Source organism: Bulleidia extructa W1219, from assembly GCF_000177375.1.
Lineage (GTDB): Bacteria > Bacillota_I > Bacilli_A > Erysipelotrichales > Erysipelotrichaceae > Bulleidia > Bulleidia extructa.
The window spans coordinates 114,595-135,299 of the sequence record NZ_ADFR01000016.1 but is presented as its reverse complement, the minus strand read 5'-3'; the positions used below and the strand labels follow the sequence as shown (position 1 = coordinate 135,299).

Below are 20,705 nucleotides of genomic sequence, written 5' to 3'. Positions count from 1 at the left end.
CAATAGCATCAATGAAAGGATGTGTCTATTTTGGAGGATCTTGAAATACCTATATTTATTTTACTTGAAAGGAAGTATGTGTGATGACTTCCAACTCTGCCTATTTATTGACCTTAATAGTCTTAATCCTTTTGTCAGGTGTTTTTTCGGCTGTAGAAACAAGTTTTAGTTCTGCTAGTAAAATTCGTTTGCGTTCCATGGCAAACGATGGGAATGAAAGTGCTAAGAAAGTTTTAAAAATATTGGATCATTTTGATCGTTTTTTGACAACCATTTTAATTGGAAATAATGTGGTCAATATTGCTTCGGCTACGATTGGTACAGTATTATTTACTCGTTACTTCCAAGCCAATGGACCAACGATTTCCACTATTGTGATGACCATTGTGGTTTTGCTTTTTGGAGAGATGACGCCTAAATCAATTGCTAAAATGATTCCGGAGCGGTTTAGTTGTGCCATGGTCGGTTTTGTACAGGTGATGGTCTTTCTTCTTTTCCCTCTGACATGGTTATTATCGGGTTGGAAATGGCTAATGAGTAAACTAATTCCTATTGAAGAAGATGATGGGGATATTACAGACGATCTTATTACCATGGTGGATGAGGCAGAAAAAGAAGGGGATCTTCAAGAACATGAATCTTCCTTGATTTCAGCAGCGATTGAGTTTCGTGATTTAGAAGTAAAAGATGTTTTCACACCACGTGTGGATATTGTGGCGGTGGATGTGAATGAAGATTTGAAAGAAATTGAGGAAACTTTCCGTATCAATTCTTATAGCCGTTTACCGGTTTATGAAGAAACCATTGATCATATTATAGGAGTGATTCATGAAAAAGATTTTTATGATCTTTTATATCATAAAAAGAATGACTTGCATTCTATCATTACAAAAGTGATTAATACCAGTCCGAATACACATATTTACGAATTAATGCAGATTTTACAAAGAGAAAAGCTCCATATGGCGGTTGTTTTAGACGAATGGGGTGGAACGGATGGCTTGATTACATTAGAAGATATTGTCGAAGAATTGGTTGGTGAAATTTGGGATGAACATGATGTCGTTGAAGAATTTTACACCAAAATTTCTGATAATGAATATTTGGTCAAGGGAGAAGCGGAAGTCGATGATTTATTCGAACGTTTTGATATTGAAGTCAAGGAAGAGGAAGAAGATGATTACAACTCTGTTTCCGGTTGGGCTATTGCTCAATTAGGACATATTCCTGAAGTGGGGGAGTCCTTCCAATTTGAAAATTTATTTGTTCAAATCACGAAGGCTGATAACCGTAAGGTGAATGAAGTTCGTATTCGTGTTGAGGAAAAAGAACAGGAGGAAGAGGAGTGATCCTCTTTTTTAAGAAATGCATCAATATTTTTGTCAAACAAAACCGATAGTTGGTCAAACGTATACTTTATTAAAGGAACAAGAACACCATGCTCATCATGTGCTTCATTTAGATCATGAAGTGTTGCGATTGGTTTATGATGGGAAAGCATTTTTCGCAATCGCAACTGTGATAGATGGTCAATTTCAATGTTTTGTAGAGAAAGAGGATCTTTTTGTCAATGAATTAGAACAAGAAATCACTCTTTGCATGGCTTTGATCCGAAAAGAAAAATTTGAATGGGTTCTGCAAAAAGCAACGGAATTGGGAGTGAAAAAAATTGTGCCATTTACCAGTTCAAGAACGATTGTTAAAGTTCAAAAAGAAAAAGAGATGAAAATGAAAAAACGATATGGCCAAATTGTTTTGGAGGCCAGTCAACAGTGCAAGCGAAACTATATTCCAGAGGTGTTGGAGGTGGTTCATCTTGATGATTTAAAGAATTACCAAAGCGAAGATAATGTAGTTGCTAATGAAACGAAACATCAAGAACACACGTTCTTTGATCTGAAAACTAAAAAAAATACCACCATTGTCATTGGACCGGAAGGTGGATTTAGTAGTGAAGAAATAGTGAAATTAGAAAAAATGGGGTTTCGTTCGATTAGTTTAGGAAATCGTATATTAAGAGCTGAAACGGCTGCTATTTTTGCAGTATCAGTGGTAGCGATGAAGGAGATATAGAGATGTTACTGAATCAATTATTTAAACAAGCTCCAGAAATTGAGATTCAATCCATCAACGATGATTCTCGTAAGAAAAAACCGAACAGTCTGTTCTTTTGTGTCAAGGGGATGCGCTTTGATGGGCATCAATTTGTTCAAGATGCGATTGAAAATGGAGCGATTGCAGTGGTGCATAGTGAAGAATTAGTCCATTATGAAGAAGGGATTCTATATTTCCGTGTTAATGATGTGGTCGATACGCTTAATGTGATTGCTGATTTATTTTATGCCGAGGCATCTTATCATCTTCAAATGTTTGGAGTCACTGGGACAAATGGAAAGGAATCTATTGCTAAAATCATTCAAGAAGTTTTAAATCCCGACAAAGCGACTGGAAATATTGGAAGCGACTCCATCACCTATGGGACTGTGAAGTTACAACCGTTATTAACGACGCCTAACATCATTGATTTGCATTCCATTCTAAAAGAAATGGTTGATGCCGGTATGAAAGCGGCCACATTAGAAGTCAGTTCCGTTGGTGTAGAACAAAAAAGAGTACAATCTGTTCATTTTGATTACGCTATTTTTACAAATTTGGATCATAATCACTTAGATTTTCATGGAACTATGCAGAATTATTTCGAAGCTAAGAAAAAATTTTTTGATGATTTAGATGAAAAAGCTTGTGCTATTACTAATATAGATGATCCCTATGGCTTGAAGATGGTTGAAGATAGTGAAGCACGTGTGGTGACTTATGGAATGAGTGAAGAAGCGATGTATTCGATTCGACAATATCGTTTGAAAAAAGATGGAACCAGTTTCTGCTTGAAAGTTTATGATCAAGAATATGATATAGAAACAAATTTGGTTTCTCGGTTTAATTTAATGAATTTGACGGCCGCTATTGTGGCTTTACATGAATCCGGCGTAAAGATGGAACTCATTCAGGAAAGAGTAAAATTTTTAACACAGATGGAAGGTCACATGCAAATGATTCAAGAAGGGCAAAATTTCAATGTTTTAGTCGATATAGCACATACGGTAGATGGGCTATCTAGGGTATTGGAATATGCTACTTCAATTACGCCTAAAAATTGTCGAATTATTGTAGTCAATGGTTCAGTTGGTAAAAGGGATAAAATCAAGCGACAGAAAGTGGGAAATTTGATGGATCAGTATTGCGATATGATTATTTTAACAGAAGAGGATCCACGTAATGAAAGCCCTAGAGAGATTGCAGAAGAAATCGCAAAAGGTATTGATAAAACACCATACTTGATTATTTCGGATCGCTATGATGCTATTCGCCAAGCATTGGAACTGGCGGATCCGGAAGATACGGTCTTAGTTCTTGGAAAGGGTAATCAGAAATTCATGGAAAGAGATATTGGACGTTGTTCTTACCAAGGAGATGTTATAATTGTAAAAGAAGTATTGAAGAAATACGTTTTGATCAAGGAAGGAGAGGACTATGAATTTGAACAAATATATTGATCATACACTTTTAAAACCGGATGCCACAAAGGCACAAATTCTTCAACTATGTGAAGAAGCTAAAAAATACAATTTCATGACTTGTATGGTAAATCCCAGTTGGATTCCTACTGTGAAAGAAGCTTTAAAGGGTTCGGACGTATTATCAGCTTGTGTGATTGGTTTTCCTTTAGGAGCTATGACTTGCGCTACCAAAGTTTTTGAAACAAAAAATGCTTTAGAAATGGGAGCGGATGAAATTGATATGGTCATGAATATTGGTCAATTGAAAGATGGTCATGATCAATATGTGATTGATGAAATCAAAGCTGTTAAGGAAGCGTGTGGTAATCATCTTTTGAAGGTGATCATTGAAACTTGTTTATTGACAGATGAGGAAAAGAAAAGAGCTACCCAAGATGTCATTTTAGGTGGAGCTGATTTTGTGAAGACGAGTACCGGATTTTCAACTCATGGAGCAACGGTAGAAGATGTGAAGATTCTAAAAGCGGTGGCCGGAGATGCCATTCAGGTAAAAGCAGCTGGTGGAGTGCGATCTAAGGATGATCTTTACGCTATGATTGAAGCAGGTGCCCAACGCATTGGAACTTCTTCTGGTGTGAAATTGATGGAAGAATAAATAGTTGGAAATAAAAAATTCATAACGTAGGGTTTATGAATTTTTTTGTTGAAGTTCATGTCATAATATAGAAGAAAGTCATTGAATGATTTTTCTGCTTTTAGAGAATTCACCAAGGTTGAAAGCTGATTTTTGTCAATAAATCATTCATATGCAGGAGGAAATACATGAGTGAATTATCAAAAAATAATATGGTTAGTATGGATGAATTTCTGGCTATGGCGGGTGTAAAATTAAGTACAGTTCGAAAAAATATTGATAAAATCCCCGGATTAGACTATAAGAATGGGGAATTTCTAATTTTGAATGGGACGAGATATCCATTTAATTTACGTGGTTATAAATTGAAAAATTCGGCGGATAGGCGCTATGTGTTACTAAAGGCCATCAGTGAATATAAATATATAGATAGTCTAAAATTAGGAGTATATCAAGAACAGTTCAAGTCATTATTGAAGGAACTTCTGGAGGCTAAATTGATTTGTGAAAATGGTCTACCTAATCACTTTGGTGCTAATGCATATGATTGTACAAGAATGGGGGATGAGGTTTTAAGACTTGAAAAATCAGAGTGTATCCATAAAATTTCAGAACTTATTTCTTCACCATTAGGTCATTTTGTAGGAGCGATTATATCAAAATTATACTAATATCATATTTGTTGAGAAATTGGCAGAAAAGATGTTTTGGATGAATCGTTAAAAAAAGAAAACTTCTATTGTCAAGTATCATTATTTAGGATATAATCATAAAGCTAAGTTGAAAGGAGGGTTGTTGAATGGCAAGAGTCGTATTAAAAGAAAACGAAAACCTTGATGATGCTTTACGTCGTTTTAAGCGCCAGGTCTCCCGCAATGGAACCCTCGCAGAAGCTCGTAAGAGAGAATATTACGTTAAGCCGGGTATTAAGCGTAAGCTTAAGATTGAAGCTGCGAAGAAGGCTAGGAAGCGCAACAAGTAATTTCAGAGGAGTCGAAAGACTTCTTTTTTATATATAAGGTACATTTTGGAACTAACATTTAAAATGGTCTAATGATTTTTTCTAGAAGCTCTCAAATCTTGAACCAATTCTTCCGGTAAATGACGAGGTCCACGAATAGGGCCTACCCCATATTCTTTCATCATAGATAAAGTGAACTCTTGAGAACGATCGTCGAATAGAATTTTAATGAGCATATTTTGTTTGGAAGAAAAAGGTTCGTTTGTATCAGAACAAGGAATCTTTTCTTCACTTATATAGCCTTCATAAATGATCTTTTGACTGGGAGCTGTTTCATAAATAAAGACAGTATCTCCCTTATGGAAATTGGGATATTGATGCCAAAGAAGACTATGGTCAGGGCTGTTTTCAATTTCTTGATGAATATCATAGTATTTTGGATTGGAAGGAATGATCCAAGTTTGATCTTTAAACGGTCTATTTTGAATTGGATGAGCACAACGGTCATAGCTGATTTCTAATAGCTCTAAAATATCGTTACTCAAAACTGTCCCATCCAAAAGAATAGACACCCAATTTGATTTTTTCATATGATAAGCTGGAAAATAACCGGGATTTCTTCTCAAAGTTCCCGAAATAAATTCGTCACTTTTCAAATTTACAATATCCACCAATCCCTCTTCATTTATGCCAAGTTTTCTTTTGGGAATTTTCATAAATAGTGCAAACCAATTCTTTTTATTTGGAATACGAAGAACTTGAGCTTCTGGAATTCTTCGAAAAGGATGTTCTGCGTGGATATGAAATTTCTTTTCGGCTTGTTTAATAATGAAATAACGGATATTTTTCATAAGAATATTATAATACCTATGGTACAATAATGTTGTATGAATAAGACAATTGATTTAAGAGAGTTAAGTACACAAGATTTACAAATTTTGGTTGGACCACAAGATCAATACTTGAAAGAGATTGAATCTGCTTTTCAAAGCTTGATTATTTTACGCGATCATCATTTTATTATTGACGGAAAGGAGGAAGCATTTTCTATCTTGGAAGAGTTGGTACGTTTTGTGCGAATCAACCATTCTTTAAGTTTATCAGAAGTGCAATTTTTAATTCAAAATAGTCAAAAGGCAGGGTTGGGTTTAGTGGATCAGATTCAGATTGGTCGGACTTCTTCAGGTAAGAGAATCAATCCAAAGACTTTAGGACAATATCATTTTGCGAAGGCTATGGAAAATAACACCATTGTGGTAGCTATTGGTCCAGCAGGAACGGGAAAAACCTTTTTAGCGGTTGTAAAGGCAGTAACAGCTTTAAAAAATCGAGAAGTTGATCGGATTGTTTTAACAAGACCGGCAGTAGAAGCCGGGGAAAGTCTTGGCTTTTTGCCGGGGGATTTAAAAGAGAAGGTTGATCCGTATTTAACTCCTTTATATGATGCTTTACATGCCATGTTAGGTTCAGAACAAACGGAAAGACTGATGGAAAAAGGAATTATAGAAGTAGCTCCTTTAGCTTATATGCGAGGAAGAACTTTAGAAAATGCGTATATTATTTTAGATGAAGCTCAAAACACTTCTAGTGCCCAAATGAAAATGTTCTTAACTCGATTGGGATTTCACTCGAAAATGATTATTGCAGGAGATATTTCACAAGTGGATTTAAAGGATCAGGTCATGTCCGGATTGTTAGATGTTCAACATCGTTTAGCCCATGTGCAGGATATTGCTATTGTGGTCATGGATGGAAGAGATGTGGTGCGTCATCCTTTAGTTCAAAAAATTATTGAAGCTTATGAACAATAAGCTTCTTTTTTTGATTGAATTCTAGTATGATGATAAAGTAAATTAATCGCTGGTTTAATACCCATAATTTGGTTGGGTAGTTTCTACCGGGTCACCTAATGATCCGACAATTAAGCGAAAACATAGTTTTCTCTTTTTGCCAAAGATTAATTTCATTTTAGAAGGAGGAAACCATGTCAGTTTCTAAAAATTTTTTATTCGGTTTACCAAAAGCAGAATTACATCTTCATTTAGAAGGAACCCTTGAGCCCGATTTAAAGTTGGCTTTAGCGCAAAAAAACAAGGTGGATATTGGTCAAAAATCCATTGAAGAAGTCAAAAATTCCTATCATTTTAATGATTTAACTTCTTTTCTGGCGGTATATTATCCAGCCATGAATGTATTACAGGATGAATCGGATTTCTATGAATTAGCGATTGCATATTTAAGGAAAGCTAAGGAACAAGGAGTTCGTTATGTTGAAATGTTCTTTGATCCACAAGCACATACTTCACGTGGTGTTGAGTTTGGAACCTTTATGAAAGGGTATCATCAAGCTCAAGAAGAAGCGAGAACATTTGGCGTGGATTCGAAATTAATTTGTTGCTTTTTGAGAGATTTAAGTGCTGAAAGTGCAATGGAGCACTATCGTTTAGCTCAAGATTATCAGAAATGGATCGTCGGTTTCGGACTGGATTCGGATGAACGAGATAATCCACCTTTAAAGTTCAAAGAAGTCTTTGATTTGGCTAAAAAGGACGGCTATCATATCACCATCCATTGTGATATTGATCAATTGGATTCTATCCATCATATTGAAGATTGTTTGAAAATCATGGGAGTAGAACGTATTGATCATGGTACTAATATCGTAGAGGATCCAAACTTGGTTCAATTGGCCAAAGAACATCAGATTGGCTTCACTTGTTGCCCACTATCCAATGGTTTTGTGCGTAAGGATGATATGAAGACAAAGGAAATGGTTTCTTTGATGCGCCAAGGTTTATGGGTTACTTTGAATTCGGATGATCCGGCTTACTTTTCCGGTTATATTGCTGACAATTATGTCGCGACTTGTGAAAAGGAAAAATTAAGCAAAGAAGATATGGTTCAATTTGCTAAAAATAGTTTCTTGGCTTCTTGGCTAACGATAGAAGAAAAAGAGAAATACTTAGCTGAAATTGAAGCTTATGTGCAGGAACACTAAAGGACACAAGTCCTTTTTTATTTACTTAAATAACGATATAATAAGAAAAAAAAGAGGTAGTTGAAATGGAAATTACTTTTTATTATCGAACTAATTTTCCAGCTAAAAAATATGAAAGTATTTATCGGAAAATTGGAAAGAAAGCGGAAGCAGTTTTACAATTAGATGAAAAGAAAGAAATCTCTGTTACTTTTGTTCGATCTCGTACGATACACCGAATCAATCGAGATTATCGAGGGATTGATCGTCCAACCGATGTGATATCTTTTGCGATTCAAGATGGAGGGGAAGAAATAGAGACACATGATTTAGGAGATTTATTTATCAATGTTGATTATGCTGTTCGTCAAGCTAAGGAATATGGTCATTCGGAAAAAAGAGAATTTTGTTTCTTGTTTGCGCATGGTTTATTGCATTGTTTAGGCTATGACCATAGGAATCCAAAAGAGGAAAAGAAAATGATTGCATTACAAAATCAACTATTAGAAGGGATAGCGGATCGAAAATGACCAGAGAAGAATTGATACAAGAGGCTTTATCAGTGCTTAAGAACTCTTATGCACCTTATTCCAATTACCATGTAGCGAGTGCTTTACAGTGCCGAGATGGTCGTGTTTTTCATGGCGTCAATATTGAAAATGCCAGCTTTGGAGCTACTAATTGTGGTGAACGTTCAGCAGTGTTTGCGGCTATTTCAGAAGGCTATCAAAAAGAAGATTTTCTAGCGATTGCTATTGTTTGCGATGGCCCAAGGGTGGCGGCTCCTTGTGGGATTTGTCGACAAGTATTGAGTGAATTATTGAATTTAGATACGCCGATTTATTTATCTAACGGCAATGGAGATGAATGGGATACCAATATACAAAAGCTACTTCCTTATCACTTCAACAAAGAGGATGTGATTCGGTGAGAAGTGGTTTTGTTGGTATAGCGGGTCGTCCTAATGCCGGTAAAAGCACGTTGATCAATGCTTTGGTGGGTGAGAAAGTAGCGATTGTTTCAGAAAAAAGCCAAACCACTCGTTCAGAGATTCGTGGCATTTTAAGTCGTGAAGATGGACAAATCATTTTTACGGATACGCCAGGGATTCATAAGCCTTTGGATCGTCTTGGTGTTCGGATGAATAAAGAAGTATACTCTGTTATCCAAGACGTGGATATATTATATTTGGTCGTGGATGCAAGTGTTCCTTTCGCAAAAGGAGATGCTTTTGTTTTAGAACATATTTCAAATTTAAAAAAACCGGTCTTTTTAATTTTGAATAAAGTGGATCGGTTGTCCAAAAAGAAAGTGATCGCTCTATTAGAAGAGTGGGCAAAACGGTATCCGTTTGCGGAGTATTTTCCCTTATCGGCTAAGTTCCATTTAAAATTAGAGGATTTGATTAAGACTACTTTGAACTATTTGCCAGAAGGAGGTTATTTATATCCTTGTGATCTCATTAGTGATAATGCTTTGGATTTTCGCTTAGCGGAAATGATTCGAGAAAAGATTCTTCGCAAAACAGAAGATGAAGTTCCTCACGCTTGTGCTGTATACATCGAAAATCGGGAAGTCAAAAAGAATGCCTGTTATATTCAGGCAACTATTTTGGTGGATCGGCCGTCACAAAAACCGATTTTAATTGGTAAAGAGGGATCCATGTTAAAGAAAATTGGGTCTTTGGCTCGAGAGGATATGGAAATTTTATTAGGTAAAAGAGTGTTTTTGGAATTGTTTGTTCGAGTGGAAGAGGAATGGCGTTCTAAGGATGCACGTATTTCTCAAATGGGTTATGCCGGGGCGAATCGTGATGAATGATCAGACAGTTGGTTTTGTTTTAAAAGAAGTCCCTTATCAAGAGAAAGCGGTCATTGTTTCTCTTCTGACAAAAGAAGGGAAAATTAGTTTTATAGCAAAGGGAATCCGAAACATCAATTCTAAGAATGCGGCAGCTTTACAACTGTTCACAAAAGTGGAAGTGGAATATGACCATCGGGAAGGGAAAGAACTTCAGGTATTAAAAAGAGCGAAGCCTTTATGCTTTTATCGTCATGTGTATAGTGATCTACAGATTTCATCTATGGCCAGTGTATTGGTTGATATTGTGGATCGATTGGTTGTTTTAAATGAAGATACTTCTAATCTTTATATATTGATAGAAAAAAGCTTTGATTTATGGGAAAGTAATGAGAAAGCGAACATGATTTTTGTATTAAGTTTAAGTACTTTATTACAAGAATTTGGTTTTGAACCGAACATGGATGCTTGTGTTCATTGTGGTAAGCAAGAAGTGGTATCTTTTAGTTCGAAAGAGGGAGGATTTCTTTGTGCTGATCATGCTCAAGAGTTGAGAAATCCGATGATGAAAGTCAATCAGTTAAAAACATTACGGATGGCTTTTAAGGCTCGATTAGAACATTATGATTTATTGAAAAATAAGATTGATTTTGGTCATCAAGAGATTCATTTTGCTTTGGATCTGTTTAGACAACATGCCGGTTTGTCTTTAAAGTCCTTTGATTTTTATGAACATTTATTTATGTAAGTAGAATATGGTACAATCAAAAGGCATATTAGAAGGAAAATTGAAGGATGAAAAGAGAAAAAAGTTTTGATTTGATTGTGGCTCATGCCAAAGAAACCGGTTTTGTTTTCCAAGGTTCGGAAATTTATGGTGGATTAAGCAATACTTGGGATTTCGGGCCGAATGGAGTGCTATTAAAAGATGCTATTAAACGAGCTTGGCAAAAGAAATTCATTCAAGAAGATGCGAATAATGTAGAATTGCAAGCTGCTATTCTGATGAATCCAAAGGTGTGGCAAGCTTCTGGACATTTAAGCGGATTTTCCGATCCTTTAATGGATTGCAAAAACTGTAAGACAAGGCATAGAGCGGATCATTTGATTGAAGAAGCCACAAATGGAGAAGTGAGTCCGGAGGGTTGGTCGAATGAAGAGATGGAAAACTACATTAGAGAACATCAGATGGCCTGCCCTGAATGTGGTAGCCATGACTTTACTCCTATTCGTCAATTTAATTTGATGTTTAAAACTTTCCAAGGGATCTTAGAAGATTCTAAGAATACCATTTATTTGCGACCGGAAACAGCGCAAGGAATGTTTGTGCAATTTAAGAACATTCAAAGAGCATATCGTAAAAAACTTCCTTTTGGGATTGGACAAATCGGTAAATCTTTCCGTAATGAAATCACACCGGGTAACTTTATTTTCCGTACTCGTGAGTTTGAGCAGATGGAAATGGAATATTTTGTGAAGCCTGGTGAGGATGATCAATGGTTTTCTTATTGGCGTCATTTTTGTATGGATTGGATTCTTTCTTTAGGGGGTCATGCTGAAAATTTACGGTTCCGTGATCATGCTAAAGAAGAGTTGTCTTTCTATTCCAAAGCGACCACTGATATTGAGTATCAATTTCCTTGGGGGTGGGGTGAACTTTGGGGTATTGCCAATCGGACCAATTATGATTTAGGTCAACATGAAAAGGCCTCTGGTAAGGATTTGACTTACTTAGATCCAATCACTAATGAAAAATATTTGCCATACGTGATTGAACCGGCTGTTGGAGTGGAACGTTTGTTTTTCATGTTCTTTACTGATGCTTACGATGAAGAAGAATTGGAAAATGGTGATACACGTGTGGTCATGCGTTTTTCTCCGGTGTTGGCTCCTGTTAAAGTGGCTGTCTTACCATTACGAGCTAAGCTTCATGGTGAAAAGGCAGAAGAAGTTCGTCACTTGTTCGCAAAACATTTTGCGGTTCAAAGTGATGGATCAGGCTCAATTGGTAAACGTTATCGTCGCCAAGATGAAATTGGGACTCCATTCTGCATTACTATTGATGATGAAAGTTTAGAAAATAATATGGTGACACTTCGTTATCGTGATTCTATGGCTCAGGAAAGAATGAGCGTTGAGGAAGCTTTACAAAAGGTTCAAAAAGAAATTGAATTTTAAGGAGTTCTATGGCGAATATTCCCAAAAATATCATCAATGATATTCGAACGAAAGCGAATATTGTAGATGTGATTCGACATTATATACCCGTAAGTGAGAAGGGAAATGGCTATGTGGCTGTTTGCCCTTTTCATAATGATCATGATCCTTCTTTAAAAATTGCACCAGATAAACAAATTTATCATTGTTTTGTTTGTCAAGCAGGCGGATCTGTTTTTCAATTTGTGCAAGACTTTGAGAAAGTCTCTTTTCCGGAAGCTGTTGAAAAGGTCGGAGAATTAGTTGGAGTTCATGTCCAAAGTGTTCCTAAAAAAGAAGTGGTGGAGGATCCGCAGGTAAAAAGGATAAAAGAAGTGCTCAGCGATGCCACAAGTTATTTTTCTTATATTTTAAAGACGACGGATGGCGCTAAAGCCAAGGAATATTTAGACTCTAGAGGAATTGATGAAGAAACTGCTTTGAAATTTGGTGTTGGTTATAATCCTTATCAAAAGTTATATCCTTATTTGAAAGCAAAAGGATATCAAGAAGAAGAAATGAGTCAAGCTAATTTGATTCGTTATTATCATGGGCATTTTGAAGATGTGTTTCAAAATCGTATTACGTTTGCTATCCATGATCGACAAGGACAAAGTATTGGCTATACAGCTAGAAGTATGGATCCGAAATCGGAATCTAAGTATATCAATACCGATAATACTTTAGTCTTTCATAAAGGAAATGTGATTTACAATTACCATCGAGCTAAAACGCCCGCTAGAAGAGCGGGGAAAGTGTATTTATGTGAAGGGGTCATGGATGTGATCGCCTTAACACAAGCCGGAATTGAAAATGTAGTCTGTACATTAGGGACAGCTTGTACGGATGATCAAATACGATTGTTAGCTACAATGGCACCGGTGTTAGTGATTGCTTATGATGGTGATCATGCTGGACAGAATGCTTCGTATAAAGTGGCTAAATTGGCACAATCAATCGGCTTAGAATGTCGAATTGTTAAGAATATAGATCATCTTGACCCGGATGAGATTTATCGTCAAAAAGGTCAGGAAGCACTTGAAAAGTTTTTAAAACAGGAAGAAAGTTTTATGGAATTTTTCATGGATTATCAATTAAAGAGTGCTAATTTATCTAATTATTCCGAACGAAAAAAAGTTGGACAAGAAATAGCCTTTGAAATTCAAAACTTAAAGGATGAAGTGGATCGACGTTACTTTCAGCATCTTTTAGAAGAAAAACTAGGCTTGAATTTTAAGGTATCTGTTAATAAAACCAGAACGAAATCAACTTCTATCAAAACAAAGGTAGATGGGGTAGAAGTGGCGGAATACGAGATTTTAGCTATCATGATTCAATATCCCAAAGCCATTCAGATCTTTGATGAAGAATTGGGTTTTTTGACAGATGCTACGAGAAATAATGTGGCTTTAACTTTAGTGAATCGCTTGCATCGAAGGCAAGAAATTCAACCAATTGAATTGTTGGAATCTGCCCAAAGTGATGAAGAAAGAACTTGTTGGACGAGATTGATTGAGATGAATGTGAAAGACTATCAAGAAGAAGAGTTGAGAGCTTTATTTGATCGAATTAAAATGAAACAATTGGATGATCAAGTGAAACAACTATATGATAGTCTTTCCAATCCTAGTTTAGATGAGGCGACCAGAAAGCTTTTGTTACAAAAATATAGTGAAGTGAAACGAGAATTAGGTCGTTTGAAGTCTTCCGAACAAAAGAAATTCTAAAGCTATTTACCGTATTAGAATAGATTGTGGTAAAATAGGCGAAAGTGGAATGAAAAATAGATAGTGTTTTCAATGAAAACCTGTATGGAAAGATAGTAGCCCACAGAGTACTGATGGATTTAGATGGGAGATAACAATGCCAACAAAAAAGAAAGCTGAAACTAAAGAGAAGATTAATTCTGTTAAAGGAATTGGAAAAAATGTCACTTTAAAAACACTGGATGATTTAAAAGAGGAATATAAAGTTGCTTACCAAAAGGATGGTGGCTTACTCCAAAAGGATGTTATGGCTTCTTTGGAACATTTGGATCTGAGTGATGATGAAATGGATGAATTATGGGACTGGTTTAATGAACAGAAGATGGAAGTCACTTCCGAAGAGGAGTTGGAAACTTTTGAGGAAGAAGAGGATCAGGATCTCGTAGTTGATCGTGATGAAGATTCTGATGAGGATTTGGACGATTTAGATAAATCGGATGATGAAAAGGAAGATAAAGATCATTATTTTGACCATGTGAATGCGATACATGGGGATATTTCGGCCACCTCTGGTGATTCAGTCAAGATGTATTTAAAAGAAATTGGTCGTGTTCCTTTATTGAAAGCAAGTGAAGAGATTGAAATTGCCAAAAAAATTGAACAAGGGGATGAAGAAGCCCGTAATGTTCTAATCTCTTCCAATTTACGCTTGGTGGTATCCATTGCTAAGAAGTATGTGGGTCGAGGTATGCAGTTTTTGGATTTGATTCAAGAGGGTAATATGGGTCTTGTTAAGGCTGTTGAAAAGTTTGACTATACAAAGGGCTTTAAGTTTTCGACTTATGCTACTTGGTGGATTCGTCAAGCGATTACACGAGCTATTGCGGATCAAGCTAGAACTATTCGTATTCCTGTTCATATGGTAGAGACGATCAACAAGTTGACTCGTGTGGAAAGAAGTTTGGTTCAAGAGTTGAGTCGGGAACCTACTCCGGAAGAAATTTCGGCTTGTTTAGAGGGGATTTCAGCTGACAAAGTACGTGAAATCAAAAAGATTGCCTTAGATCCTGTTTCTTTAGAAACACCAATTGGAGAAGAAGACGATTCTCACTTAGGAGATTTTATTGAAGATAAGGATGCTTTAAGTCCTGATCAATATGCTTCGAATCAATTATTGAAGGATGAGATTAATGATGTCCTTTCCGGTTTGACGGAAAGAGAAGAGAAGGTTCTTCGTTTACGCTTTGGCTTATATGATGGTCGTACGAGAACGTTGGAAGAAGTTGGCCGTGAATTTAATGTGACACGTGAACGTATTCGTCAAATCGAAGCTAAGGCTCTTCGTAAGTTGAAGCATCCAAATCGCTCAAAACGTTTGAAGGATTTTTTTGACAAATGATTTCAGCGCGTTTAGAAGCGATAAAACGTCATGTACAAAAGGGCTTGGTCATAGCTGATATTGGTTGTGATCATGCTTTTTTATCCATTGATTTAATGAAAGAAGGTATCGCTAAAAAAGTATATGCTTGTGATATTGCAAAGGGTCCTTTATCTATTGCGAAAGATCATATTAGGTGTTTCGGTTATGAACATGAAATTCAAACAATTTTAAGTGATGGAATCGAAAAAGTACCAAATGACACTCAAGGAATTATTATTGCCGGTATGGGTGGGAAGACAGCTATTCATATTCTCGAAAGTGAATTAGAAAAAGCGAAATCTTATCAGCAAATTATTTTACAGGTCAATCGTGGGTATGAGGAGTTGCGAAAATGGTTGTTTGAACATGGATTTTTGATTCAAGAAGAGTGGGTTGTTCAAGAACGAAAGTTTTATTATCTTTCAATTTCTGCTTTCTATACAGGAAAGACAGAATATCAAGAAGAAGATATTTTTATTGGACCTTATTTAAAAATGAAAAAAGATCCGATAGCGATAAAATGGTTTTGTAGAGAAATTAAGAAAGCTGAAAAGATTTTGCCTTTGACTCAGGACGAAAAATTTAAGAAACGTATTGATTACTATAAAGAATATATCAGATGATTTTAATGAACATACACTATTTTAGTGTATGTTTTTTATGTGATAGAAAAAATAAAATATGTCAATCATAACGATTTTGAGAAATATATTATCTGTACAAAAATCAATGAGTAGAAACTTAAAAATGGAAAGCACATTTTTAAGATTGACAATATATATAATCCAATTAAAGAATGTTGAGGGAGAAAATTGATGTCTAAAAAAGTAGTAGATGAAAATGGAAGAGTTTTTGTCGAAAAAAACCGGTCTATAAAAGACCGTGGTTTGTTGTTCTCATGGTGGTTTTAGTTATTGCTATTATAAGTAGCTTATCGGGCGAATCGAAATCGGATGATAAAAAATCAAATGATTCACAGCAAACGGCAAGTGAACAAAAGTCTAAAGATAAATCAAAAAAAGAAGAGAAAAAATCAATTTAAAATAGAAAAGTTAAAAATCAGATAGTAAGACAAAGTGAATTTTAAAGTTATTAAAGCGGTAGATATACCGCTTTTTTAATGTTAAAAGAAAATAAAAAGGTTATTAAAGAATGTAAAAATAAAATTTTAGAGATAATATGATAACTATCGGACTTGTTTTAAGTGTGCTTACAAATTGAAATAAGTTTTAAAGTTTTCTTTTTAATAAAATAAAAAAGCGATTGATCGCTTTTTTGATTAAAGACCGTTAACTAATTTAGACAAACGAGACTTTTGACGGGCTACATAGTTCTTTTTCTTAATATGAGAAACAAGAGCTTCGTCTAAAGACTTATTTGCTAGGTTATAAGCTTCAGTAGCAGCCGCTTTATCCTTAGCTTCAACCGCCATTAAAACTTTCTTAATAGCTGTTTTCAATTCGGTTTTTTGACCAGCTAATGCGTTTTGTTTTTTAAGGTTCGTTAAAGCACGTTTCTTTTGTGATTTGATATTCGCCATGGTGACACCTCCTGTCTTTATAAGCTGTTCTATAATATCAAAAGCACAACTAAATTGCAAATATTTATCTGAAAAAACTATGATAGAATAAAGCCATTGAGAAAGGAGATTTTGAATGAATATCCTATTTTTTGGCACACCTGAATTTGCAAGAGAAATGTTAGAAACACTTTATCAAGAAGAGTACAATATTGTAGCGGTCGTCTCTCAACCTGACAATTTTGTTGGTCGTAAAAAAATATTCACTTTAACACCGACTCATGAATTTGCAAAGGATCATCATATTCCTTGCCTTCAACCAGAAAAGTTAAAAGAGGCTGTTGAGGAGGTATTATCTTATCAACCGGACTTTATTTTGTCTTGTGCTTATGGACAATTTATTCCACAAACCATTTTAGAATATCCTAAATATGGATGTTTGAATATTCATCCATCCTTATTACCTAAGTATCGAGGGGGAGCTCCCATTCATCATGCCATCATGAATGGTGAAAAAGAAACAGCGGTTTCTTTGATGAAAATGGTTAAAAAAATGGATGCTGGTGATATCTATGCTCAGCGAGTGATTGAGATTGGTGAAGATGAGCGTTTTTACGAATTGAATCGTCGTCTGATAGAGGTGGCTAAAAAAATCATTCGTGAGGATTTACCGTTGTATTTTGAAGGGAAATTAGAGGCTATTGTTCAGGATGAATCGCAAGTTATTTTAGGCTTAAATGTGACGAAAGAAGAGGAAATGGTTCATTTTCAAAGAGAAGATATCGTACAGTTGTACAACCATATACGAGCTTTATATGATTGGCCAATGGCTTATGGTGTCATTCAAGGAAAACGAGTGAAATTCATTTCTTGTCGGAAAGAAATAGTTCATCATTCAAAAGCGGTTGGCGAAGTGATTGGTTTAGAGGGAAAAGGATTGAAGATCGCTTGTCAAGGAGGCTATCTGATCGTCAACGAATTACAACCGGAAGGGAAGAAAGCAATGGATGCCAAATCCGTCATGAATGGCCTTGGTCGTTCTTGGGTTGGTCATTGTTTTGAATAGGAGTTATATGGATCAAAGAAAAATTCGAAATTTTTGCATTATTGCTCATATTGATCATGGAAAAAGCACATTAGCGGATCGTATTTTAGAAATGACGGATACGGTTTCACAACGGGAAATGAAATCGCAACTATTGGATGATATGGATCTGGAAAGAGAAAGAGGCATCACCATCAAACTCAATGCTGTTCAATTGAAATATAGAGCAAAAGATGGACAGGAGTATATCTTTAACTTAATTGATACTCCGGGTCATGTTGATTTCAGTTATGAAGTATCCCGTTCTTTAGCGGCTTGTGAAGGGGCTGTTTTGGTGGTGGATAGTACACAAGGTGTGCAAGCGCAAACCTTGGCCAATACTTATCTGGCTTTAGATAATGATTTGGAAATTCTACCGGTCATTAATAAAGTTGATATGAACAATGCCGACCCTGAAAAAACAAAGAAAGAAATTGAAGAAATCATTGGTTTGGATTGTTCAAATGCGCCTTTGATTTCAGCTCGTTCCGGTTTTCATGTGGATCAAGTTTTAGAACAAATTGTTGCCTTGATTCCAAGTCCTCAAGGGGATGAGAAAAAGCCACTACAAGCGTTGGTGTTTGATTCTTTCTATGATGCTTATCGGGGCGTGATTCCTTTGATTCGTGTTTGGGAAGGTTCTATTAAAGTGGGAGATAAAATTCGATTTATGGCAACCGAGGCGGAATATGAAGTTTTGGAGTGTGGAATTCGAACACCAAGAGAAGTAAAAGTTAGTAAATTAGAATGTGGAGATGTCGGTTGGATTGCGGCTTCTATTAAATCCATTCAAGATGTGCGTGTGGGAGATACAATGACACATGTTCATCAACCAGCCAAAGAGGCTTTAAGTGGTTATCGCGTGATGAATCCAATGGTGTATTGTGGTCTTTATCCAACGGATGCGGATTGTTATACGGATTTACAGGAGGCGTTAGATAAATTACAACTCAATGATGCTTCACTTCGTTATGAACCGGAAACTTCACAAGCCTTAGGGTTTGGTTTTCGTTGTGGCTTCTTGGGTTTATTGCATATGGATGTCATTCAAGAACGCTTGGAAAGAGAATATAACTTAGATTTGATTGTGACAGCTCCTTCAGTTATTTACCATGTGTATCAGACGGATGGCACTATGTTAGCGGTGGATAATCCGGCTCATATGCCCGAACCTTCTAAGATCAATCGCATTGAAGAACCGTATGTCTTAGCTAAAATCATGGTACCGGATGTTTATATCGGATCGGTAATGGAGCTTTGTCAAAACAAACGCGGTATTTATAAAAATATGGAAATAATTGATGTGGGTAGAAATGAAATTCACTATGAATTACCTCTATCGGAAATTATTTTTGATTTCTTTGATCGTTTAAAATCATGTTCAAAAGGATATGCGTCTTTAGATTATGAAATGATAGGCTATCGAGCAGAAGAATTAGTTAAGATGGATATTTTGTTAAATCATGAAGCAGTGGATGCCTTATCTATCATTGTGCACCGTGGTTCTGCCTTTAAACGAGGCAATGCCATTGCCATTAAATTAAAAACGCTACTTCCTCAACAACAATTTGAAATTCCAATTCAAGCTGCCATTGGTGGTAAAGTTATTGCACGAACGAATATTAAAGCTTTGCGTAAGAATGTTTTAGCTAAGTGTTATGGGGGAGATATTTCTCGTAAAAAGAAACTTCTCGAAAAACAAAAAGAAGGGAAGAAGAGAATGAAGGCGGTGGGATCGGTTGAAATTCCACAAGAAGCTTTCATGGCTGTTCTATCCATGGATCATGACAAGTAAAGCTTTATATCTCCACGTGCCTTTTTGTGCTCATATTTGTGCCTATTGTGATTTTGCACATGTGGGGTATTGTTCTTCTTTGGTGAATCAATGGTTAGAGGCTTTAAAAATAGAAATAGAAGATAAAAAAGTGCCTGAAAATCTGGAAACCATTTATTTAGGAGGAGGGACGCCAGTTAGTCTTCAGGAAGATGAATTAGAAAAATTATTGATTTTATTAGATCCTTATTGTCAAAAGATTAAGGAATATACGATTGAAATCAATCCTGAAGTAATGACATTAGAGAAAGCAAAAATCTGTCATAGACATGGGATCAATCGGGCTTCTATCGGTTTTCAGAGTTCTGATAAACGCTTATTAAAACTCATGGATCGCCAACATGATTATACAGAAGTGCAAGAAATGATTGAGTTTTTAAAAAAAGTCGGTATAACCAACTATTCTTTGGATCTACTATACTCTTTGCCAGGACAAACGATGGAACTGTTTCAACAATCGGTCAATGATGCCCTTGCTTTAGAACCGAAACATCTTTCGTTGTATTCACTAACGATTGAACCAAATACTTTGTTTGCCCGAAAGGGATTGAAACCTTTAGAAGCTGATCTGGAAGCGGATATGTATGAATGGATTTGTGCTTATTTACCAAGTCAAGGATATGACCATTATGAAATCTCCAATTTTGCTAAAAAGGGGTTTGAATCAAGACATAACCAGATGTATTGGCATTATGAGGATTTTATTGGTTTATCTTGTGGAGCCAGTGGGAAAGAAAATCATGAACGCTATGATAAATCAAAAAACTTGAGAGAATATTTAAAGAACCCTTTAGAATATAAAAAAATCCCTTTAGGTAAAGAAGATGAACAATTTGAATCTATTATGATGGGCTTGCGTCTAAAAGAAGGAATTGATCTTTTAGATTGGAAAGAGAAATACCAGGAAAATATGGTGGAATATTATGATAAGGCATTTCAGAAGCATCTATCAAACGGTAATTTGGTTTTAGAAGGAACGTATGTTCGATGTACAAAGAAAGGATTTCCAATTTTGCAATCAATATTAGTTGATTTTCTTTAATCTTTAGGATATTA

At 35.8% G+C, this 20,705-nt stretch carries 21 protein-coding genes and 1 riboswitch; of the genes, 19 read left to right on the top strand and 2 right to left on the bottom strand.

All coding sequences use genetic code 11. From position 1 onward, the window contains the following. The first annotated feature begins 83 nt into the window (after nt 1–83). The 6 genes from HMPREF9013_RS06730 to rpsU all read left to right on the top strand — a co-directional run bounded on the left by HMPREF9013_RS06730 (nt 84) and on the right by rpsU (nt 5,134). Nucleotides 84–1,349 (top strand): HlyC/CorC family transporter, encoded by a 1,266-nt coding sequence (locus HMPREF9013_RS06730; RefSeq protein ID WP_006627636.1) that lies wholly within the window; start codon nt 84–86, stop codon nt 1,347–1,349. A gap of 16 nt (nt 1,350–1,365) precedes the next feature. Then, nucleotides 1,366–2,073, top strand: coding sequence for an RsmE family RNA methyltransferase (locus HMPREF9013_RS06725; protein WP_006627635.1), 708 nt, complete (start codon nt 1,366–1,368; stop codon nt 2,071–2,073). 2 nt (nt 2,074–2,075) lie between these two features. Continuing rightward, nucleotides 2,076–3,554 (top strand): UDP-N-acetylmuramoyl-L-alanyl-D-glutamate--2,6-diaminopimelate ligase, encoded by a 1,479-nt coding sequence (locus HMPREF9013_RS06720; RefSeq protein WP_006627634.1) that lies wholly within the window; start codon nt 2,076–2,078, stop codon nt 3,552–3,554. Further along, complete coding sequence (gene deoC / locus HMPREF9013_RS06715; protein WP_006627633.1) at nt 3,532–4,173, top strand: deoxyribose-phosphate aldolase; 642 nt, start codon at nt 3,532–3,534, stop codon at nt 4,171–4,173. The genes HMPREF9013_RS06720 and deoC overlap by 23 nt, the downstream gene beginning before the upstream one ends. A gap of 167 nt (nt 4,174–4,340) precedes the next feature. Continuing rightward, nucleotides 4,341–4,823: a hypothetical protein gene (locus tag HMPREF9013_RS06710; RefSeq protein WP_006627632.1), complete on the top strand. Its 483-nt coding sequence runs from the start codon at nt 4,341–4,343 to the stop codon at nt 4,821–4,823. A gap of 128 nt (nt 4,824–4,951) precedes the next feature. Then, complete coding sequence (gene rpsU, locus HMPREF9013_RS06705; RefSeq protein ID WP_006627631.1) at nt 4,952–5,134, top strand: 30S ribosomal protein S21; 183 nt, start codon at nt 4,952–4,954, stop codon at nt 5,132–5,134. A gap of 68 nt (nt 5,135–5,202) precedes the next feature. Here rpsU and HMPREF9013_RS06700 read toward each other — a convergent pair whose 3' ends face one another. Further along, the gene (locus HMPREF9013_RS06700; RefSeq protein WP_006627630.1) at nt 5,203–5,964 is read right to left on the bottom strand and encodes an MmcQ/YjbR family DNA-binding protein; all 762 of its coding nucleotides are present in this window, start codon (nt 5,962–5,964) and stop codon (nt 5,203–5,205) included. Nucleotides 5,965–6,000: 36 nt separating this feature from the next. On the opposite strand from HMPREF9013_RS06700, the gene HMPREF9013_RS06695 reads away from it, so the two are divergent. The 10 genes from HMPREF9013_RS06695 (at nt 6,001) to HMPREF9013_RS06650 (ending at nt 15,835) form a co-directional block, all read left to right on the top strand. Continuing rightward, on the top strand, nt 6,001–6,924 hold the full coding sequence (locus tag HMPREF9013_RS06695) for a PhoH family protein (protein WP_006627629.1): 924 nt from the start codon (nt 6,001–6,003) through the stop codon (nt 6,922–6,924). Between the two features lie 30 nt (nt 6,925–6,954). After that, a riboswitch (purine riboswitch) is annotated at nt 6,955–7,055 on the top strand. 42 nt (nt 7,056–7,097) lie between these two features. Then, nucleotides 7,098–8,111, top strand: a complete 1,014-nt coding sequence (gene add, locus HMPREF9013_RS06690; protein WP_006627628.1) for an adenosine deaminase — start codon at nt 7,098–7,100, stop codon at nt 8,109–8,111. 65 nt (nt 8,112–8,176) lie between these two features. Continuing rightward, on the top strand, nt 8,177–8,620 hold the full coding sequence (ybeY, locus tag HMPREF9013_RS06685; protein WP_006627627.1) for an rRNA maturation RNase YbeY: 444 nt from the start codon (nt 8,177–8,179) through the stop codon (nt 8,618–8,620). Then, the gene (gene cdd / locus HMPREF9013_RS06680) at nt 8,617–9,021 is read left to right on the top strand and encodes a cytidine deaminase (protein WP_006627626.1); all 405 of its coding nucleotides are present in this window, start codon (nt 8,617–8,619) and stop codon (nt 9,019–9,021) included. Before ybeY ends, cdd begins: the two co-directional genes overlap by 4 nt. After that, nucleotides 8,958–9,911, top strand: coding sequence for a GTPase Era (gene era, locus HMPREF9013_RS06675; protein ID WP_050772097.1), 954 nt, complete (start codon nt 8,958–8,960; stop codon nt 9,909–9,911). Before cdd ends, era begins: the two co-directional genes overlap by 64 nt. Next, nucleotides 9,904–10,638: a DNA repair protein RecO gene (recO, locus tag HMPREF9013_RS06670; RefSeq protein WP_006627624.1), complete on the top strand. Its 735-nt coding sequence runs from the start codon at nt 9,904–9,906 to the stop codon at nt 10,636–10,638. Before era ends, recO begins: the two co-directional genes overlap by 8 nt. Nucleotides 10,639–10,685: 47 nt before the next feature. Further along, on the top strand, nt 10,686–12,068 hold the full coding sequence (locus HMPREF9013_RS06665; protein WP_006627623.1) for a glycine--tRNA ligase: 1,383 nt from the start codon (nt 10,686–10,688) through the stop codon (nt 12,066–12,068). An 8-nt stretch (nt 12,069–12,076) separates the two neighbouring features. Next, complete coding sequence (gene dnaG, locus HMPREF9013_RS06660; protein ID WP_006627622.1) at nt 12,077–13,813, top strand: DNA primase; 1,737 nt, start codon at nt 12,077–12,079, stop codon at nt 13,811–13,813. Nucleotides 13,814–13,949: 136 nt separating this feature from the next. Continuing rightward, on the top strand, nt 13,950–15,191 hold the full coding sequence (rpoD, locus tag HMPREF9013_RS06655; protein WP_006627621.1) for an RNA polymerase sigma factor RpoD: 1,242 nt from the start codon (nt 13,950–13,952) through the stop codon (nt 15,189–15,191). Then, nucleotides 15,188–15,835, top strand: a complete 648-nt coding sequence (locus tag HMPREF9013_RS06650; protein WP_006627620.1) for a tRNA (adenine(22)-N(1))-methyltransferase — start codon at nt 15,188–15,190, stop codon at nt 15,833–15,835. Before rpoD ends, HMPREF9013_RS06650 begins: the two co-directional genes overlap by 4 nt. A 656-nt stretch (nt 15,836–16,491) precedes the next feature. Here HMPREF9013_RS06650 and rpsT read toward each other — a convergent pair. Then, a complete protein-coding gene (rpsT, locus tag HMPREF9013_RS06645; RefSeq protein WP_006627618.1) occupies nt 16,492–16,752 on the bottom strand; it encodes a 30S ribosomal protein S20 in 261 nt (86 codons plus the stop codon). A 115-nt stretch (nt 16,753–16,867) separates the two neighbouring features. Here rpsT and fmt point away from each other — a divergent pair, with 115 nt between their 5' ends. Genes fmt through hemW form a run of 3 tightly spaced genes read left to right on the top strand, consistent with a single transcriptional unit; the run spans nt 16,868 to nt 20,691 of the window. Then, entirely contained in the window at nt 16,868–17,797 is a 930-nt protein-coding gene (fmt, locus tag HMPREF9013_RS06640) for a methionyl-tRNA formyltransferase (protein ID WP_006627617.1), read from the top strand. Nucleotides 17,798–17,804: 7 nt separating this feature from the next. Beyond that, on the top strand, nt 17,805–19,610 hold the full coding sequence (lepA, locus tag HMPREF9013_RS06635) for a translation elongation factor 4 (RefSeq protein WP_006627616.1): 1,806 nt from the start codon (nt 17,805–17,807) through the stop codon (nt 19,608–19,610). Continuing rightward, the gene (gene hemW / locus HMPREF9013_RS06630; RefSeq protein WP_006627615.1) at nt 19,600–20,691 is read left to right on the top strand and encodes a radical SAM family heme chaperone HemW; all 1,092 of its coding nucleotides are present in this window, start codon (nt 19,600–19,602) and stop codon (nt 20,689–20,691) included. Before lepA ends, hemW begins: the two co-directional genes overlap by 11 nt. The last annotated feature ends 14 nt before the right edge of the window (nt 20,692–20,705 follow it).